The organism is Paenibacillus sp. FSL R5-0908, from assembly GCF_038006245.1.
Lineage (GTDB): Bacteria > Bacillota > Bacilli > Paenibacillales > Paenibacillaceae > Paenibacillus_AQ > Paenibacillus_AQ odorifer.
Window position 1 is genome coordinate 2795734 of sequence record NZ_JBBOUV010000001.1, and the last position, 16354, is coordinate 2812087.

General features: G+C 43.8%; 10 protein-coding genes. 7 read left to right on the forward strand and 3 right to left on the reverse strand.

All coding sequences use genetic code 11. The annotated features are described in order from the left end of the window. Positions 1-16 precede the first annotated feature (16 nt). The gene (locus MKZ09_RS12125) at positions 17-3127 is read right to left on the reverse strand and encodes a glycoside hydrolase family 2 TIM barrel-domain containing protein (RefSeq protein WP_076204466.1); all 3111 of its coding nucleotides are present in this window, start codon (positions 3125-3127) and stop codon (positions 17-19) included. A 120-nt stretch (positions 3128-3247) separates the two neighbouring features. Here MKZ09_RS12125 and MKZ09_RS12130 point away from each other — a divergent pair, with 120 nt between their 5' ends. After that, positions 3248-4072, forward strand: coding sequence for an AraC family transcriptional regulator (locus MKZ09_RS12130; RefSeq protein WP_036689725.1), 825 nt, complete (start codon positions 3248-3250; stop codon positions 4070-4072). Positions 4073-4239: 167 nt separating this feature from the next. Further along, positions 4240-5145 (forward strand): hypothetical protein, encoded by a 906-nt coding sequence (locus MKZ09_RS12135; protein ID WP_076204463.1) that lies wholly within the window; start codon positions 4240-4242, stop codon positions 5143-5145. A gap of 47 nt (positions 5146-5192) precedes the next feature. On the opposite strand, the gene MKZ09_RS12140 is transcribed toward MKZ09_RS12135, so the two are convergent. Continuing rightward, complete coding sequence (locus tag MKZ09_RS12140) at positions 5193-6062, reverse strand: AraC family transcriptional regulator (protein ID WP_076133478.1); 870 nt, start codon at positions 6060-6062, stop codon at positions 5193-5195. A 136-nt stretch (positions 6063-6198) separates the two neighbouring features. Between MKZ09_RS12140 and MKZ09_RS12145 the strand changes: the two genes are divergently transcribed. Both MKZ09_RS12145 and MKZ09_RS12150 read left to right on the forward strand, forming a co-directional pair. Next, positions 6199-8865, forward strand: coding sequence for a family 78 glycoside hydrolase catalytic domain (locus MKZ09_RS12145; RefSeq protein WP_076204460.1), 2667 nt, complete (start codon positions 6199-6201; stop codon positions 8863-8865). A gap of 169 nt (positions 8866-9034) precedes the next feature. Further along, positions 9035-11416, forward strand: a complete 2382-nt coding sequence (locus tag MKZ09_RS12150) for an alpha-L-arabinofuranosidase C-terminal domain-containing protein (protein ID WP_076204457.1) — start codon at positions 9035-9037, stop codon at positions 11414-11416. A 73-nt stretch (positions 11417-11489) separates the two neighbouring features. On the opposite strand, the gene arfA is transcribed toward MKZ09_RS12150, so the two are convergent. Then, positions 11490-12995, reverse strand: a complete 1506-nt coding sequence (gene arfA / locus MKZ09_RS12155; RefSeq protein ID WP_076105376.1) for an arabinosylfuranosidase ArfA — start codon at positions 12993-12995, stop codon at positions 11490-11492. 150 nt (positions 12996-13145) lie between these two features. On the opposite strand from arfA, the gene MKZ09_RS12160 reads away from it, so the two are divergent. From MKZ09_RS12160 to MKZ09_RS12170, 3 genes are all read left to right on the forward strand, one after another. Next, positions 13146-14048, forward strand: a complete 903-nt coding sequence (locus tag MKZ09_RS12160) for an ArsR/SmtB family transcription factor (protein WP_076204455.1) — start codon at positions 13146-13148, stop codon at positions 14046-14048. Between the two features lie 171 nt (positions 14049-14219). Further along, positions 14220-15227: a LacI family DNA-binding transcriptional regulator gene (locus tag MKZ09_RS12165; protein WP_036689737.1), complete on the forward strand. Its 1008-nt coding sequence runs from the start codon at positions 14220-14222 to the stop codon at positions 15225-15227. A 179-nt stretch (positions 15228-15406) separates the two neighbouring features. Next, positions 15407-16348 (forward strand): ABC transporter permease, encoded by a 942-nt coding sequence (locus MKZ09_RS12170; protein WP_036689816.1) that lies wholly within the window; start codon positions 15407-15409, stop codon positions 16346-16348. The last annotated feature ends 6 nt before the right edge of the window (positions 16349-16354 follow it).

Sequence of the window (16354 nt, forward strand, 5' to 3'; positions counted from 1 at the left end):
TTATAAGTGGAAGAGATTAGAGCAGTGAGACAGTGAAACGGAAGAAGTACGGGCGATTAGCCGGCAGAGTGAACTCTTCGTGGGTTGGTGCGCCCCAGCTGTCGTCCCCGCCAACACCCATTTGCTTGTAGTTAACTCTTAGTACGCTTTTGTTCGAGACTGGCAATTTATAGACGTGGTCATGGGCTTCCAGTTCCTCAGGCTTCCAAGGCAGGGCATTAATTTCGATAGGCGTTGCACTTTCAAAATAGAACCCTGATCCATCGTTGCCCTCTGTAATTGAAGCGAATCTGACATCAGTCTTGTTGCCGCACTCTTGAGGTTTGAGATAAGGCGTGAATTGATCACTGACCTTTCCTGTGTAACGTCCAAGTGGGGCTCCGGTTTGTCGATCCCAATAATTCTCATGAGGTCCGCGGCCGTACCAAGAAAGGGTATCAAGACTTCCATCTAGAACGAACATCATTCCGAACTCAGGGATTTCTGGTAGAACGCTGCTGCCGGGACTCAGTTCTTGCGTGATCTCTAAAGTCCCGTCAGCGTGAATCACATACTGGACCCGAAGCGTGGAATCCGGACTTGTAGCCAGAAGGTAGCTGGCAGAGACAAAACAGAGAGAGCCTTCGGTTCTAAATGTAAAGCTGATTAAGTGTTGTTTATGCGATGAATGCTTCCATACTGCACACCGCTCTGGCAATTTATTACCACAATCATTATCTGTAACTGCTCTCCAGAAGTTAGTTCTTACAGGTTCTAGCAGACGTTCTTTGCCTGCGGAACGGTAAGAGTTCAGAGCCCCCGTAGTGGTACTAAAGCTCAGTTCGAAATTATCACCTTGTACGTTCAAAATATTCTCAAGCTCGCTGACACGCAGTGTTTCTGCAGTTGTCTTTGAGGTATTGGTTACGAAACGGGGTGACAGAATGAACTGTTCCCAAGCGATTTCGTGATTGGCTTCTGCCCATATAGTTGCTGAAGGCTGAATAAAGGAAAGATTCAGAACTGCTTCATGATTGCCACGCAGTGAATCCAGCTCGTAAGGAACTTTGCATGAAATGCTCTCACCTGGTGCACATGAGATCTTCAGCAAACCTTCTTGTGCAGTTATTCCGTCTAAACGGACTTCCCATTTGAGATCGTATTCCTTTAAGTTGGTAAATAAGAAGGAATTGCGAATCTGGAAGAGTCCTTCTAGGATATTTTCAGCCGTTACTTTAATATTCTGATAACATTTTTTGACCTCAAAGAGCTTAGGAGTAACCGTACGATCAGCAAAAAGCAATCCGTTGCCACTAAAGTTGCCGTCATGAGGCGATTCACCAAAGTCACCGCCATAAGCGAGATATTCAATTCCCTCGGAGGTGTGGGTCCGAATGGCTTGATCTACCCAATCCCAAATGAATGCACCTTGAACAATGTCATATTTGTCGAACAAGTCACAGTATAAGTGCAGCCCACCGCATGAATTGCCCATGGCATGACTGTATTCGCAGAGGATATAAGGCTTCTTCGGATTATTAAGCGCATATTTTTCAACATCCTGCGGTTTAATGTACATAGTAGATTCTATATCACTTGCTGCTTCCGATTCTCTACAGTGAAAGATTCCCTCATAATGAACCGGCCGCGAAGAATCGATTTCTCTCAGGTAGTCGTGCATAGCGATAAAATTGTCGCCTCCGAAAGATTCATTGCCGAGAGACCAAATGATGACAGAAGGGTGATTTTTGTCCCTTTGCATCATGGAGTTGCAGCGGTCAATGACATTGGCCCGCCATTCCGGTTTGCTTCCAGGGACATTCAAGTCATTCAATCCTTCTTGGCTGTATGCCCAGGTGCCGTGCGTTTCCAGATTGGTTTCGTCAATTACATATAATCCGTATTCATCACATAACTCGTACCAGACAGACTGATTCGGGTAATGGGAGGTTCGAACGGCATTAATATTATGCGTTTTCATTAATTGGATGTCGCGCAGCATATCTTCTTTGCCTAAAGCACGACCAGTATCGCAAGAGAATTCGTGGCGATTGACACCTTTGAGCACGATTCTTTTGCCATTGATCTTCATAAGTCCGTCTTTAATCTCAAACTTGCGGAATCCAACCTTACAGCTGACCGTTTCTTGTGTATTTCCTTTGCTGTCATTTATAGACAGGACTAAGGTATAAAGATAAGGGGTTTCAGCACTCCATTTAAAAGGCTGCTCAACCGGGGCAGAAAGCTTGAGCTGTTGAACGCCTTCTTGCTCAAAGGAACCCGTAGTGGAGATAGGAGTCTCCCAAACAGGCTGGCCCTCTTTATTGTAAAGCTGCATTTGCAGTGTATATGGGCTTTGCTCGTTAAAGTAATTTTCCACCTTGATATCTACATTTAAATCCGCATGTACGAAGTTTTCATCCAGATCGGTGTGGACGAAATAATCAGCAATATGAACGGAAGGAGCTGAATAAAGATAGACTTCCCGAAAAATACCACTAAGGCGCCAGAAATCCTGATCCTCTAGCCAGCTGGCATCACACCAACGATAAACCTCGACAGCTAGTTTGTTGTCCCCTGCAACTAAATATGGGGTGATATCGAACTCTGATGGAGTAAATGTATCTTCACAGTACCCGACAAGTTCACCGTTTACCCAGACGTAGAAAGCGGATTCAACACCCTGAAAGCTTAGGTACACCGGTTGACCGTTCCAAGACTCAGGTACAGTAAAGGTTCGCAGATAAGAGCCTACTGGATTATATTTTGTTGGGGCAAAGGGGGCTTTAAGCTCTGGCTCGGATTCCGCCCAAGGATATCGGAGATTTGTATATTGTGGATAGTCGTAACCTTGGAACTGCCAGTGGGACGGTACAGGAATGGTATCCCAAGTACTGCAATCGAAATCGGTTTTATAGAAATCCACAATTCGTTGATCCGGTGTTTCGGAAAAAGCGAATTTCCAAAGCCCATTGAGGGTTTGGTAGAAAGGTGAGGTTTCTTTATCGTTAGTTAGCGCTTGGGATAAACTACGGTAAGGGATCATGGAGGCATGTGCATCCAATCGATTCAATTCAAAAGTCTCTGGGTTGTTATTCCATTCCGGATAACCGTTAGCAGGTGGCTGGTAGACAAACTTTGCTCGCATGAGTTGATCTCCTTTATAATCATTGTAATGTTATTATATTCATATTATAAGTTGAAGTAATGTTAGGATAAATAAAAGAATTTTAGTCCCTGATAACAAAATATGAAACGAGGACTTTTTATGGAGAGCAAAATTATTTTTTGCCAAACAGAAGATGTAAGCATGCTGCCGCTTTATGCTACAACCCTTGGATTTTGGGAGCATCAGCCAGAAACTATACGTCCTGCAGGCTTTCCAGACTATCAAATACATCAGATTCACGAAGGTAAGGGCGAGCTTATCATTCATGAGAGCCGATATCTCGTGGGTCCAGGGGATGTGTTCTTTTTGTTCCCGGATATTCCTCATTCGTATGCCCCTATCAGTGGGAAGGAGTGGAAGGTATCATGGGTCTCGTTCAATGGCAGAGAGGTTGGTCAAATGCTGCTCTATGCGGGCATCCGCGAGTCTGGTCCTGCTAGATTAAAAGAAGATCAATGGCTCAATCCTCTAAAGCAAATCCTTATGCTGCCAGATAGCAATGAGCTGGAGACTAATTTAGCACGTTCTAAACATCTTTACGCATTGCTTCTGGATTTAAAAAGAAAGCTAGTATCGCCGCTGAATGAGGCACATGAATTGGAGCGAATTAAACCGGTGCTGCGTTATATAGAGAGCAATCTGCATAGGACGCTTCCTTTAAAGGAGCTGGCGGAGATTATTTCGGTATCGCCACAGTATTTATGCAGACTTTTTCAAAAAACAATTCATGATCGACCTGTAACCTATATCAATAAGCAACGTATCAATTTGAGTAAACAGCTTATGTTTAATGGACGCGATAAAAAAATGTATGAAATTGCCCAGCTAGTGGGCTTTGATAATGCTAGTTACTTTTGTTTGGTGTTTAAAAGATTGACAGGGATGAGTCCTGAGCAATTTAAGCAGCTGCATGGTTTGGATTAGATAAACGCTTACTTGTTACCGTCTAGCACAACATGATATAGTTTACTTGAGTTCCTGCGATGTTTTTTTTGCGGCTTAGCCCATACTTTTACTGCCACAAGAATTCAATACATAGAACCAAATTAACGATCTGAAATGACGAAAAGCATCAGGAAGGAGACATCATTTTGAATGAGAAGCTAAAGCAAGCCTATGAGCGTTTGAACTTGTCTGAAGACGTTACCCGGGAGGAATTGAACAAAAGGTTAGATATTCATTTGAAACGCCGTCGATCGAATTCGACTGAAGATGAGGTCGCAGCTTATGAAGAGGAATTCCGCGCTTACAAAACCATCCTAGATGGCTTGGATCAGAAGGAGATTCAGGAAGCAGAGGACAAGCGGCTGGAGAAGTGGGGAGCCATGTCCGGTGTAGCACGTAAATCGGAGAATTTCTTTCGACTCTACAAAACGCACACTATTATTTCTATTATCGTGCTGCTGGTAGTTATCTTTGGGGGGAAAGCGCTCTATGATCAATGGCAGGAAAGAAAATATGAAGCTACGCTTCCACCGGTAGATGTTCGAATCATGTTCTTAGGCAACTATGAATCTCAGGACTCGTCAGGTAAGAATGAAGAGCTAAAACAAGAAATTATCAATCGTTACCCGGCTTGGAAGAGAGTGGAGGCAGAAATCGTTTATCTACCCTCAACAGGTGGGACGGACGGTGGAGCCTTGGATATGAGCTATATGCAGCGGGCTATGGCGATGCTGGCAGCCGATCATCCGGATATCCTGATAATGGATGATGCTACTTTTGAATGGATTGGCCAGCAGTCGGGACTGCAAAATCTGGAGTCGTTTATTAAATCCGCAGGACTTCCTCTGGACGATAACCGTTTGAAACGTATGACTAACCCGGAGAGTGGCCAAGAGCTGATTACTGGCATAGATATCACAGATACGGATTTTGCTACAGAACTCCCTATCCATTCAAACCAGATGATCATCGGAACGTTAGGGCAAGATGACAGTAAGACTAAATCAACTGATTTTGTTGAGTTTTTACTTAAACAGATCACTAATCAATAAATTAATAGGGCCGATGTTGTATGGATGCTCATACGACATCGGCTTTTTTATGATCTGTAGAGCTTGCGGTACGCGATGGGTGTCTGGCCGACTATTTTTTTGAATACAGCGTTAAAGGAGTCGATGTCACGGTAACCAACTAGCTCGGCAATCGTATTAATTTTATGTCCAGAAGTACGCAGCAATTCACAGCTTTTATGCATTCGCAGATTCTTCAAGTAGGTCCCAAAGGACTGGCCAGTATGCTTGTGGAACATACGCTGAAGATGCCTGCTGCTCCACTGTGAAATACGGGCTAATTCGGCAAGTGTAATCTTCTCCGACAGATTATGCTCTAAGTATTGAATTACTTGCGTGAAGTCTGCCATATCCATTGTAGATTTGTCATCTTCTCCGTATTTTTGCCTGTACACTGCTATGATTAATTGACTCAGCAGGGTGTAAAGCATTGTTTTGGAGCCCATACCGGATACCGACATTTCATGATATAAATTCAGCATAAAGCGCTCAATCGAGCCATCTCGATCTGAGACGGAAAAGTAAGATGAGCTGCTACTCCCAAGAGTGGCTAGGTGCTCCCGGATAGATGGCTCTTGAAGGACGATATTTAATTGCTCCACCATTTGCATATCAAAAAGGCAATTATAGACGATCAGGCGATTCCCTAAAGTATCAGAAGATGCTGGACGGAACACATGGGGAGCACCTACAGGAATCACGAACAGCATTCCTTTTCTAACGGGAAGGATCTCATTTTCAAGGTGATGAAAACCTCTTCCTTCAGCTACATAGCAATACTCAATAAATTCATGTGCATGAAAAGGGGCATGGAAGTTCTCTGAATAGCGGTTAACCAGCAGATGCAGATCGTTTTGAAAAAAGACTTCATTTTTGAACAACTCGGTGGTTCGTTGCATATTGAATTCCCCTTTCCAAAGTTATGGCATAATTGCAGGGATATGATGTCCTTATTACCGGGTGATGAAAGCGGTGACGCAGCTATAATTATAGGGCAAAGACTAATTTGTCGCTATAGAAGGAGGTTTTATCTATATGTTCGCAATCACTAAGCTTCGTTGTGAGTACAAAGAAAATCCGCTAGGAATTGATGTGATCAGACCCAGAATCAGTTGGCAGTTAGTTTCAGATGACAGGGACTGCATGCAGTCTGCTTATCAAATTCAAGTGGCTGAGAATATGCTTTTTCAAGGCAAGCTATGGGATACAGAGGAAGTAAAGTCTTCTCAATCGATCCATGTTGAGCTTGAAGGTCTGCTGCTGGCAGCTCGCACGCGTTATTATTATCGGGTTCGGGCATGGAATCAGAATGCAACAGACTCGGGTTGGTCTGAGATTGCATTTTTTGAAACCGGACTATTAGATGCGGGGAATTGGCAGGCGGAGTGGATCAGCGCTCCTACAGCCTCTTTTTCACAAGATTCTGAGATTTGCCCACAGCTTCGTACATTCGTGGATGTAAAAGGTCCAGTGGAAAGTGCAAGGATTTACGTTACTGCTTTGGGCTTGTATGAACTGCAGCTGAACGGAAGTCGGGTGGGAGATCATTATTTTACTCCAGGCTGGACCAGTTACAGTAAACGGCTGCAATATCAAACTTATGATGTCACAAAGCTTCTGCATGAAGGTGCGAATGCGTTAGGCGCACTGTTGGGCAATGGTTGGTACAGAGGGTATTTAGGCTGGGATAATCAAAAGGAGATATATGGATCAAAGACTTCACTTCTGCTGGAGCTTCATATCCGGTACGCAGACGGTTCAAATGAGCTTATTAGCTCAAATCAGAATTGGCAGGCTGCAAAAAGCGCAATTATGATGTCTGAAATTTATAATGGTGAAACCTATGATGCTCGGCTGGAGCTGGATATCACCGATCCTTCATCAGAAGGTTGGCATCCAGTGGAGATTATTAACTATTCCAAAGCGATCATCGTTGCCCAGGAAAATGTGCCAGTGACACAAGTTGAAACCTTGAAGCCGATTGCACTGCTGACTACCCCGCAGGGAGATAGAGTGCTGGACATGGGCCAGAACATGGTAGGGTGGTTAAAATTTAATGTGAAAGGTCAATCTGGTCAGGCGGTAGAACTTCAGCATGCTGAAATATTAGACCGGGACGGAAATTTCTACACGGAGAATATGCGTAAAGCGAAACAGTGCATCCGCTATACTCTGAAAGGTGGAGAGCAAGAGACGTATGAACCACACTTCACTTTCCAAGGTTTTCGGTATGTGAAGCTTAGTGGGTTCTCAGCAGATCTTCAACTAGAGGATTTCACAGGAATTGTGATGCACTCCAATATGGAACGTACGGGTGATTTTCAGTGCTCAGATCCACTTGTGAATCAACTGCATCACAATATCCTGTGGGGGCAAAAAGGGAATTTCCTCGATGTGCCCACTGATTGTCCACAGCGTGATGAGCGGCTCGGCTGGACGGGGGATGCTCAGATGTTTGTCCGCACAGCCTCTTATTTGATGAATACGGCACCATTCTTTACGAAATGGCTGCGGGATTTGAAGGCAGACCAAACCCCTGAGGGTGGCATTCCGTTTTTTATTCCAGAGCTGAGAGCAGCTCCTCCTGGGGACGGAGATACTAACCATTCTTCTGCGGCCTGGGGAGATGCAGCTACGATCTGTCCAGGGACAATCTATGAAATGTACGGCGACAAAAGGCTGCTTGCAGAGCAATACGAGAGCATGAAGCATTGGATTTCTTATATCTACGCACAGGGAAGCAATCCTTATATATGGAATACTGGCTTTCATTTCGGCGATTGGCTAGCACTTGATTCCAAGCCAGACAGCTATGTGGGAGCTACAGATCGGGATTATGTCGCCACCGCTTTTTATGCCTATTCTGTTTCTCTGACTTTGAAAGCGGCAATAGCCTTAGAAAAATCGGAGGATGTGGACTACTATAGTGAGCTGCACGTCAAAATTATAAAAGCATTCAGTGATGAGTTCATAACACCTGCGGGAAGGTTATCTGTCTCTACACAGACTGCACAGATATTAGCCTTACGTTTCGATCTTGTAGAAGGGGTCGCCAAAGAACGTGCAATTCAGAAGCTCACTGAGCTGCTTGCTGAAGCTAAGGATCACCTGACTACTGGATTCGTGGGCACACCTTATCTGAATCCTGTGCTCAGCGAGAGTGGAAATAACGAACTCGCGTATAAGCTTCTTTTTCAAAAGGATTATCCATCCTGGCTGTATCAGGTGACGAAAGGTGCGACGACGATTTGGGAGCATTGGGATGGGATCAAGGAGGACGGCAGCTTCTGGAGTGCAGATATGAATTCTTTCAATCATTACGCCTATGGCGCAATAGGTGAATGGCTGTATCGTTACGTTGCAGGAATTGGAACAGATGAGTTGGAGCCTGGCTTCAAAATCGTTCATATCAAGCCACAGCCAGGCCCCGGTCTGGATTACGCAGAAGCTAGTCTTGAAACCATGTACGGAAAAGTGGAGTCAGCGTGGCGGCGATCAGAGGATAATGGAATGATGATTCGCGTTACGATTCCTGCCAATACCAACGGTATTGTCGTTCTGCCTGGAGCCAATCAACTAGGGTTATTAGAGAATGGAGTTCCTGTAGAGCAGTCCAGAGGCGTGCACAGTATCAGCTTGGTCGATAACGGAGTTAGACTCGAATTAGGTTCGGGCAGCTATCAATTTACGTATTCTTTATAACCTTTAGGGGGCTTCCTAGTGTGAACTGACATCGAGAGGTATTCGGTGTCAGTTTTTCGTTTTCGAATTGACGAATGTAGAGAGGAGTTATTATAATGATTTATATTGATATGAACTAAGTAATATAAATATAAATCAAATTGGAATTCACAAGGAGGAAGACAAAAGAATGAAGACAGAAGGAAAATTGACGATACATACGCAGCAGCGTGGGGCGGAGTTAGGCGATCTATTCGGTATCTTCTTCGAGGATTTAAATCATGCGGCCGATGGTGGGCTTTACGCTGAACTAGTTCAGAACCGATCTTTTGAGTTCGACCCGATTGACCGGGCAGATTATCATGCGCTAATGGCTTGGGAGCCTGTAGAACGTGGAGCTGGAAAGGTAAAGATCTCTGTAGAAGACAGCAAGCCCTTAAATGATCGTAACCAACATTATGTTGCCATCGATATTGTGGCTGAAGGTGACGGCGTTGGCCTGATGAATCTAGGCTTTAACAGTGGTATTCCGGTAAAAGAAGGCGAGAATTATAACTTCTCGGTGTATGCCCGCCGGGAGACAAGCTTTGATGTGCCGCTTACCGTAAACATCGAAAGCACAGACGGCACCATTCTTGGTGAAGCGAAAATAGCCGTAAGCAGCTCTGAATGGACCCGATATGAAGCCGTTATCACAGCTAATAGCACAGACACAAGCAGTCGTCTTGTAATCGTTACCAAAGGTAACGGAAAGGTATATCTGGACATGGTTTCCCTGTTTCCTGAGAAGACCTTTAAGAATAGACCCGGAGGCATGCGTGAAGATATTTCGCTGCTGCTCGCTGATTTAAAACCTAAATTTATGCGGTTCCCAGGAGGATGTCTGGTGCATGACGGTTCCTTGGATCCAGATGACAGAGACTCCATGTACAGATGGAAGAATACGATTGGGGATGTTGCACAGAGACCGGCAAGACGCAATAACTGGTCGTATAATCAGACACTTGGGTTAGGTTATTATGAATATTTTCAGTTCTGTGAGGATATTGGAGCTAAGCCGATCCCCGTTCTTCCGGGCGGCTATGACCCGCATCATAAACGGATGGTACCGCTGGATGAATTAACGCCTTGGATTGAGGATGCTTTGGATTTAATTGAATTCGCCAAGGGGGATTCTTCCACGAAGTGGGGAGGCATTCGTGCAGAACTGGGTCACCCCGAGCCTTTTGGGCTGGAGTATGTCGGCATTGGGAATGAAGAGGTAGGCGCACCCTTTTTCGAGAGATATCCTTACTTTCATCAAGCCATTAAAGCAAAATATCCGGAAATCAAGGTCATTAATTCTAGCGGCCCGTTCTCTGCCGGTCAGGAATATGAACGAGGCTGGACGTCGGCAAAAGAGAACAATTCGGACCTCGTAGACGAGCATTATTACTGTACACCTGAATGGTTCCTGGCTAATCATCATCGTTATGATGACTTCAAAGCGGATGAGCCAAAGGTATTCCTCGGTGAATATGCTTCATGGGGCAATACCTATTACAATGCATTGGTGGAAGCAGCATTTATGACAGGTCTGCAAAATAATGCCCATGCCGTTGGCTTAGCTTGTTATGCTCCAATGCTCTGTAATGTGGATTATATCAACTGGAAGCCGGACCTGATCTGGTTCAATAATCATGAAGTGTACGGCACGGCAAACTATTATGTGCAAAAGCTATTCATGAACCATCAGGGAGATCATTTGCTGAAGATGGAAGCAGATGGCTTCACGGCACCGAAGGAAAGCAGAAAGGAAGCGATCACTGGAGCCGTCAGTTTCGGTGTGGATGCCTCCGCTGCTCGTTTCTCCGAGATCACATTAGTCAACAATCTTACGGGAGAAGTGAAGACGTACTCTGACTTATCAGAGGAAGTCTCAAATCTGCCTGACCCTGCTCAGAATAGAACGGCTAAACGGAAACTAGAGCTTGGTGAGACAGAGTGGGAAAACTATACTTTGCATTTTAAGGCTACACGAACCGCAGGAAATAAAGGGTTTATCTTCTATTTTGGTAAAGCGGATGATCAGAATCATTTGTACTGGGAGCTGGGTGGCTGGCAGAATCAGGATTCGATTGTGGCCTCAATTATCAACGGAAGAAATTCTGTTCTGACGCATACTATGTTTACGGTTGAAACAGATGTAGAATACGATCTTAAGTTAGAAGTGGTGGGCAGACAAATCCGTACTTTTATTAACGGAGAACTGGTGAATGAGACAGAAGATAAACTTCCGGTCATCGAACCGTTGTATTACACGGCAAGTGTGGAAGAATTAACGGGGGATATTATCCTCAAGACAGTAAACGTACAAGAGAATAGTGTTTCTGCTGAGGTTGCACTGGAATCTTTGGCAAAAGAAGCACTGACCATCGAAGTCTATGAAATGTCGGGATACCAGCTTGAGGACGAAAATAACTTTGAGAATAAGCAGCAGGTCTCTCCGAAACAAACCAGCTTTAAGACAGAAGGAAGCAGCTTTAGTTATGAGTTTCCGAAGCAATCCGTGACAATTTTCAGAATAAAATAACGAAGACGCCCCCATGAATCTATAGCTTATTAAAAATTCATGGGGGCATTTCTATGACTAATTACAAGTTAACTTAGCCGTTCACCCGCAGACGAATCACATTCCAGGAAGCTTTTGCGAGAAGGGCTTTTACATGTCCACCCTCAACAACGGCTTTGCCTTGACTAGGCATCACGTTATGAGGATTGGATTTGGTATTTATAGCTTTAATATCTTCATGTTCCAGTACAATATGCTCAATAATGTTTACGGAACTGAAGCTGCGCAGATCCACGTCGAGCTCTAGTCCTTCGGATAAATGGCGGTTTACAGCGAAGACGGTTACTTCATTCAGCTCCTCGTTGTATACACTAATGGCTTCCAAGTAAGGCACATCAGTGAAATCTTTGGAATCGTATTTAGGGCTGGAAATCAGCGGGTGAAGTACGGTTCCACGACCATAAAGGGAAGCATGCAGGTACGGATAATAAGTAGTCTGCAGCCAAAGCGGTCCGCCATTTTCAGTCATAATTGGGGCGATAACATTGATCAGCTGCGCTAAGCAGGCCATTTTCACACGATCAGCATGCTTCAACAATGAAATAAGACAGCAGCCCACAACGAGTGCATCTTCAAGTGTGTAGACATCTTCGAATTCTGGCGGTGCGATCTGCCAGTGTTGTTCGGCACGGCTGCTGCCTTGTGATTTCCATACATTCCATTCATCCAGTGACAGATTAATTTTCTTTTTGCTCTTTTTCTTCGCTTGAACATAATCACAGGTGGCAGCCACACTGCTGATGAAATGATCCAAATCCATGGAGCGGGCTAGGAAGTTAGGCGTGTCGTCATTGTTGTTATTGTAGTACGTATGCAGTGATAAATAATCTACATTATCATAAGAAAGATCAAGCACGGTAGCTTCCCACTCGGCAAAAGTGTCCATGCCGCTGCCGGAGCTGCCACAAGCCACAAGCTCAAGCGTTGGATCGACCCAGCGCATAGCTTTTGCAGTTTCGTTCGCTAACCGGCCATATTCGACCGCGGTTTTAGCTCCAATCTGCCACGGACCATCCATTTCATTTCCGAGACACCAGGTCTTAAAAGCGTGAGGCTCTTTATACCCATGAGAGATCCGCAGGTCACTGTAGTAGGAGCCGGAAGGATGATTGCAGTACTCTACTAGATTTCTAGCTGCATCGATACCGCGTGTTCCAAGGTTAACTGCCATCATGACTTCGCTGCCTACGAGCTTAGCCCAATCTGCAAATTCGTTGGTACCGACTTGATTTGTTTCAGTGGTCCACCAAGCTAGTTCAAGAGATTGCTTGCGTTCATGCTTGGGTCCAACCCCATCTTCCCAATTGTAACCGGATACAAAGTTTCCTCCAGGATAACGGATGATAGGAACGTTTAAGGCACGAATCGCTTCGATGGCATCGTTCCGAAAACCATTCTGATCCGCAGTAGGGTGACCCGGGTCATAAATCCCACCGTAAACTGCTCTTCCTAAATGTTCGATAAATGAGCCGTAGATTCGCGGGTCTACTTCAGCTAGTCTGAAATCTTTGTCAATAATCATTGTCGATTTAATCGGCATGAGTGTACAGCTCCCTCTAGTTGAATTAATGATTTAACTAATTAAGTAATTGTTTTATGATTACATGATACTGATTTTCGCTTATAATAAGCAATGAATTAATTTAGGATTCGTTAAAATACTAATTCAATAAGCATAGGAGACGTTGAAATGTACTTAACCACAGATTCTGAATCCTTGCAGGTGTATGAAGCGCTGGCAAGTGAAGTTAGGCTGCGAATTATTGAACTTCTGGACCGCAGAGAGATGCACATCAAAGAGCTGGCAGCGGAGCTCTATCTTAGTAGTGCAATTGTTAGTACTCATGTAGCAAAGCTGCAAAAAGCAGGCCTGATCAGTTCTAAAATGAGACGAGTAAATGGAGGGACCTATAAATATTGTTCTTTGTCTGCGAATTACCTGCAGATTAAATTATCGGGCTCCCGTGGAGTTGCCAGAAAGGTGGTTGAGGTGTCTATCCCTGTAGGGCAATATACCGATATTCAGGCTTTACCTACCTGCGGGATTGCTACTACTGAGAAACTGATCGGCTATTATGATGATCCGCGTTATTTTCTGGACCCGGAACGGGTGAATGCCGGCATAGTATGGTTTGCGAAAGGTTCTATCGAGTACAAGATTCCAAATTATCTATTTCAAGATCAAGTGGTGCAGGAGATTGAGATTTCGCTGGAAATAGGTTCCGAAGCTCCACATGTAAATGAGAAGTGGCCGTCGGATATTGGCTTTATGATGAATGGACAGGATTTAGGAAAATGGACCAGTCCGGGCGACTTTGGCCTTACTAGAGGACGATTAAATCCCATTTGGTGGCGTTCAGATGTTAACCAATATGGTTTGCTGAAGGTTCTGCGGATTAATGCAGGTGGAACCTTTGTGGATGGGCAGCAAATTTCAGATATTACCCTGGAAGATGTACGAGTAGAGCAGGATCATTGGACCTTTCGTTTAACGGCAGAGAATAGCGGACGGAGAAGAGGCGGACTAACCATATATGGCCGTGGGTTTGGGAATTACGAGCAAGACATTATGTTTAGAGTGTATTACGAATGATTTCGAGTTTGCAGGTAAGGAGGTTTATAAGATTCTGTAGAAAATTTAAGCTTGTGTACCAATTATTACCTCTGATAAAATAAAAATAAAAAATATATTGTAATGAAAACGTTTTTATGTTAATTTAAATCTATAAAAACGTTTTTATTCGTAAAGGAAGATTGAATCATTATGGAAAAGGTAACGATCAAAGATGTTGCCAGAGAGGCTGGAGTCTCCATTTCTACGGTTTCCAACGCGTTAAATGACGTAGATGTATTGAACCCGGAGACGAAATCACATGTTCTTAAGGTTGCGAAGCGATTAAATTATGTTCCTAACCTGAACGGTAAGCTCCTTAGGAACGGGAAAACCAAAATGCTGGGTTTTTTCACAACAAGTGTGTCGGGTCCATACTTCTATAAGCTGGTTGAGTCCATGTCGCGTGAATGTGATCGGCTAGGTTACGGGCTGAATGTATTTGTTACCAAGGATAAACAAGTGATTATGAGCAATATTCTAGGCCGGCGAGTGGATGGTGTTATTATCTACGAAGAGCTGAGAATAGACGAAGAAGAAATTGCCGCAATGGTGAAAGACAAGATCAAGGCTGTATTTTTGGATCGGCCGCTTAAGAACGACACAATGGGAAGCGTGATTTTTGATTCCTTTGAAGCGGGGTTTGAAGCGACCAAATATTTAATCAGTCTAGGGCATAAAAAGATTGCTTACATATCTGGTGTGGATGAGATGTACGACAGTGTTCAGCGGAGAGAAGGATACTTAGCTGCTTTGCGTCAGTACCAGCTACCCACGCATGAAGAGTATATTATACAAGGATATTTTGAAGAAGAGAGCACTTACAATGCTATAAAATCTTTCCTTCATTATAGTCCTGATAAAATACCTGATGCCTTCTTGGCAGGGAACGACTTGAGTGCGATTGGATGTATTCAAGCTTTGAAATCGCATGGATACGAAGTTCCGCTAGATGTTAGCGTTATGGGGTTTGATGATATTGATATTGCGCAGTATTTCTCACCGCCTTTAACTACTGTAAGAAATCAAATTGCTAGACAGGGTATTTTGGCTATTAATCACCTAGTTCGCATGATCCAGAAGAAGGAACAGGGCGAGATGATGAAATTGGCGGGTGAATTAGTCGTAAGAGGTTCTAGTCAAGTAAAGATTGGCCGGTAAGAACACATATATGTAATGGGTTCAAGATTTCACCCGATCATTTTTTAAAATTTTGTTGGTTTGGGAGGGTTTTTTTTTCAAAAAAATAAAAACGTTTTTATTGTTTGGGGATCATGATTTGGAGGGGAGAAGAAAAAGTGGATAAATTAGCCGTAGTGCCAACAAACGGAAAGAATCCAATGAGCGGGAAAAAGCCTATGGGGCAGAGGGTCAAAGAATTTGTAATTGATTACAAGAGACAATGGGAAATTCAATCCATGGTCATCCCGGGAATTATTTTTATGATTATCTTTTGTTTTATTCCGATTTACGGATTGACGATTGCTTTTAAAAGCTACACCGTAATTGATACGCTCGATTCTGCACCTTGGGTAGGGCTCGATAATTTCAGAATTATTTTATCTGATAAATATTTTTGGGACGCTGTAGTCAATACATTAGGGATCAGCTTTCTGAAATTAGCCATAGGGTTTGTTATTCCTATTATTTTATCCGTAATGATTTACGAGTTAAGTGGTGGACGCTTTAAAAAGATAGTGCAAACCATCTCTTATTTACCACACTTTTTGTCCTGGATCGTTCTCGGCGGGATGCTGATTGCCTGGTTTTCCTCATCCGGTATGTTTAATGAGATTATGCTCAGTCTGGGACTGATTTCGAAACCGGTAAATATTTTGCTTGATGCGAATAAATACTGGTGGATTGCAACGTTATCCGATATTTGGAAAGAGGCTGGTTGGGGAACGATTCTCTACTTAGCCATTATGTCGAAAATTGATCCTACTTATTATGAGGCTGCCAAAATAGATGGCGCAAGCCGTATGAGACAAATTTGGAATATCACACTTCCTAACATGAAACCGATTATCAGTTTAAATCTGATTCTCACTGTAAGCGGTTTATTAGGATCAAATCTGGATCAAACCCTGGTATTGATGAATTCTCAGAACCGCGTTAAGGCGGAGGTCATTAATTCTTATGTATATCGTATGGGTATGACGCAAGGTGACTTCTCTTATGCTACTGCTGTTGGTTTAGGTGTCTCCATCGTTTCAGTCATCCTACTGATTAGCGCCAACAAAGTATCCAGTAAATTAAATGATAATCAATCAGTTCTGTAGAAGGAG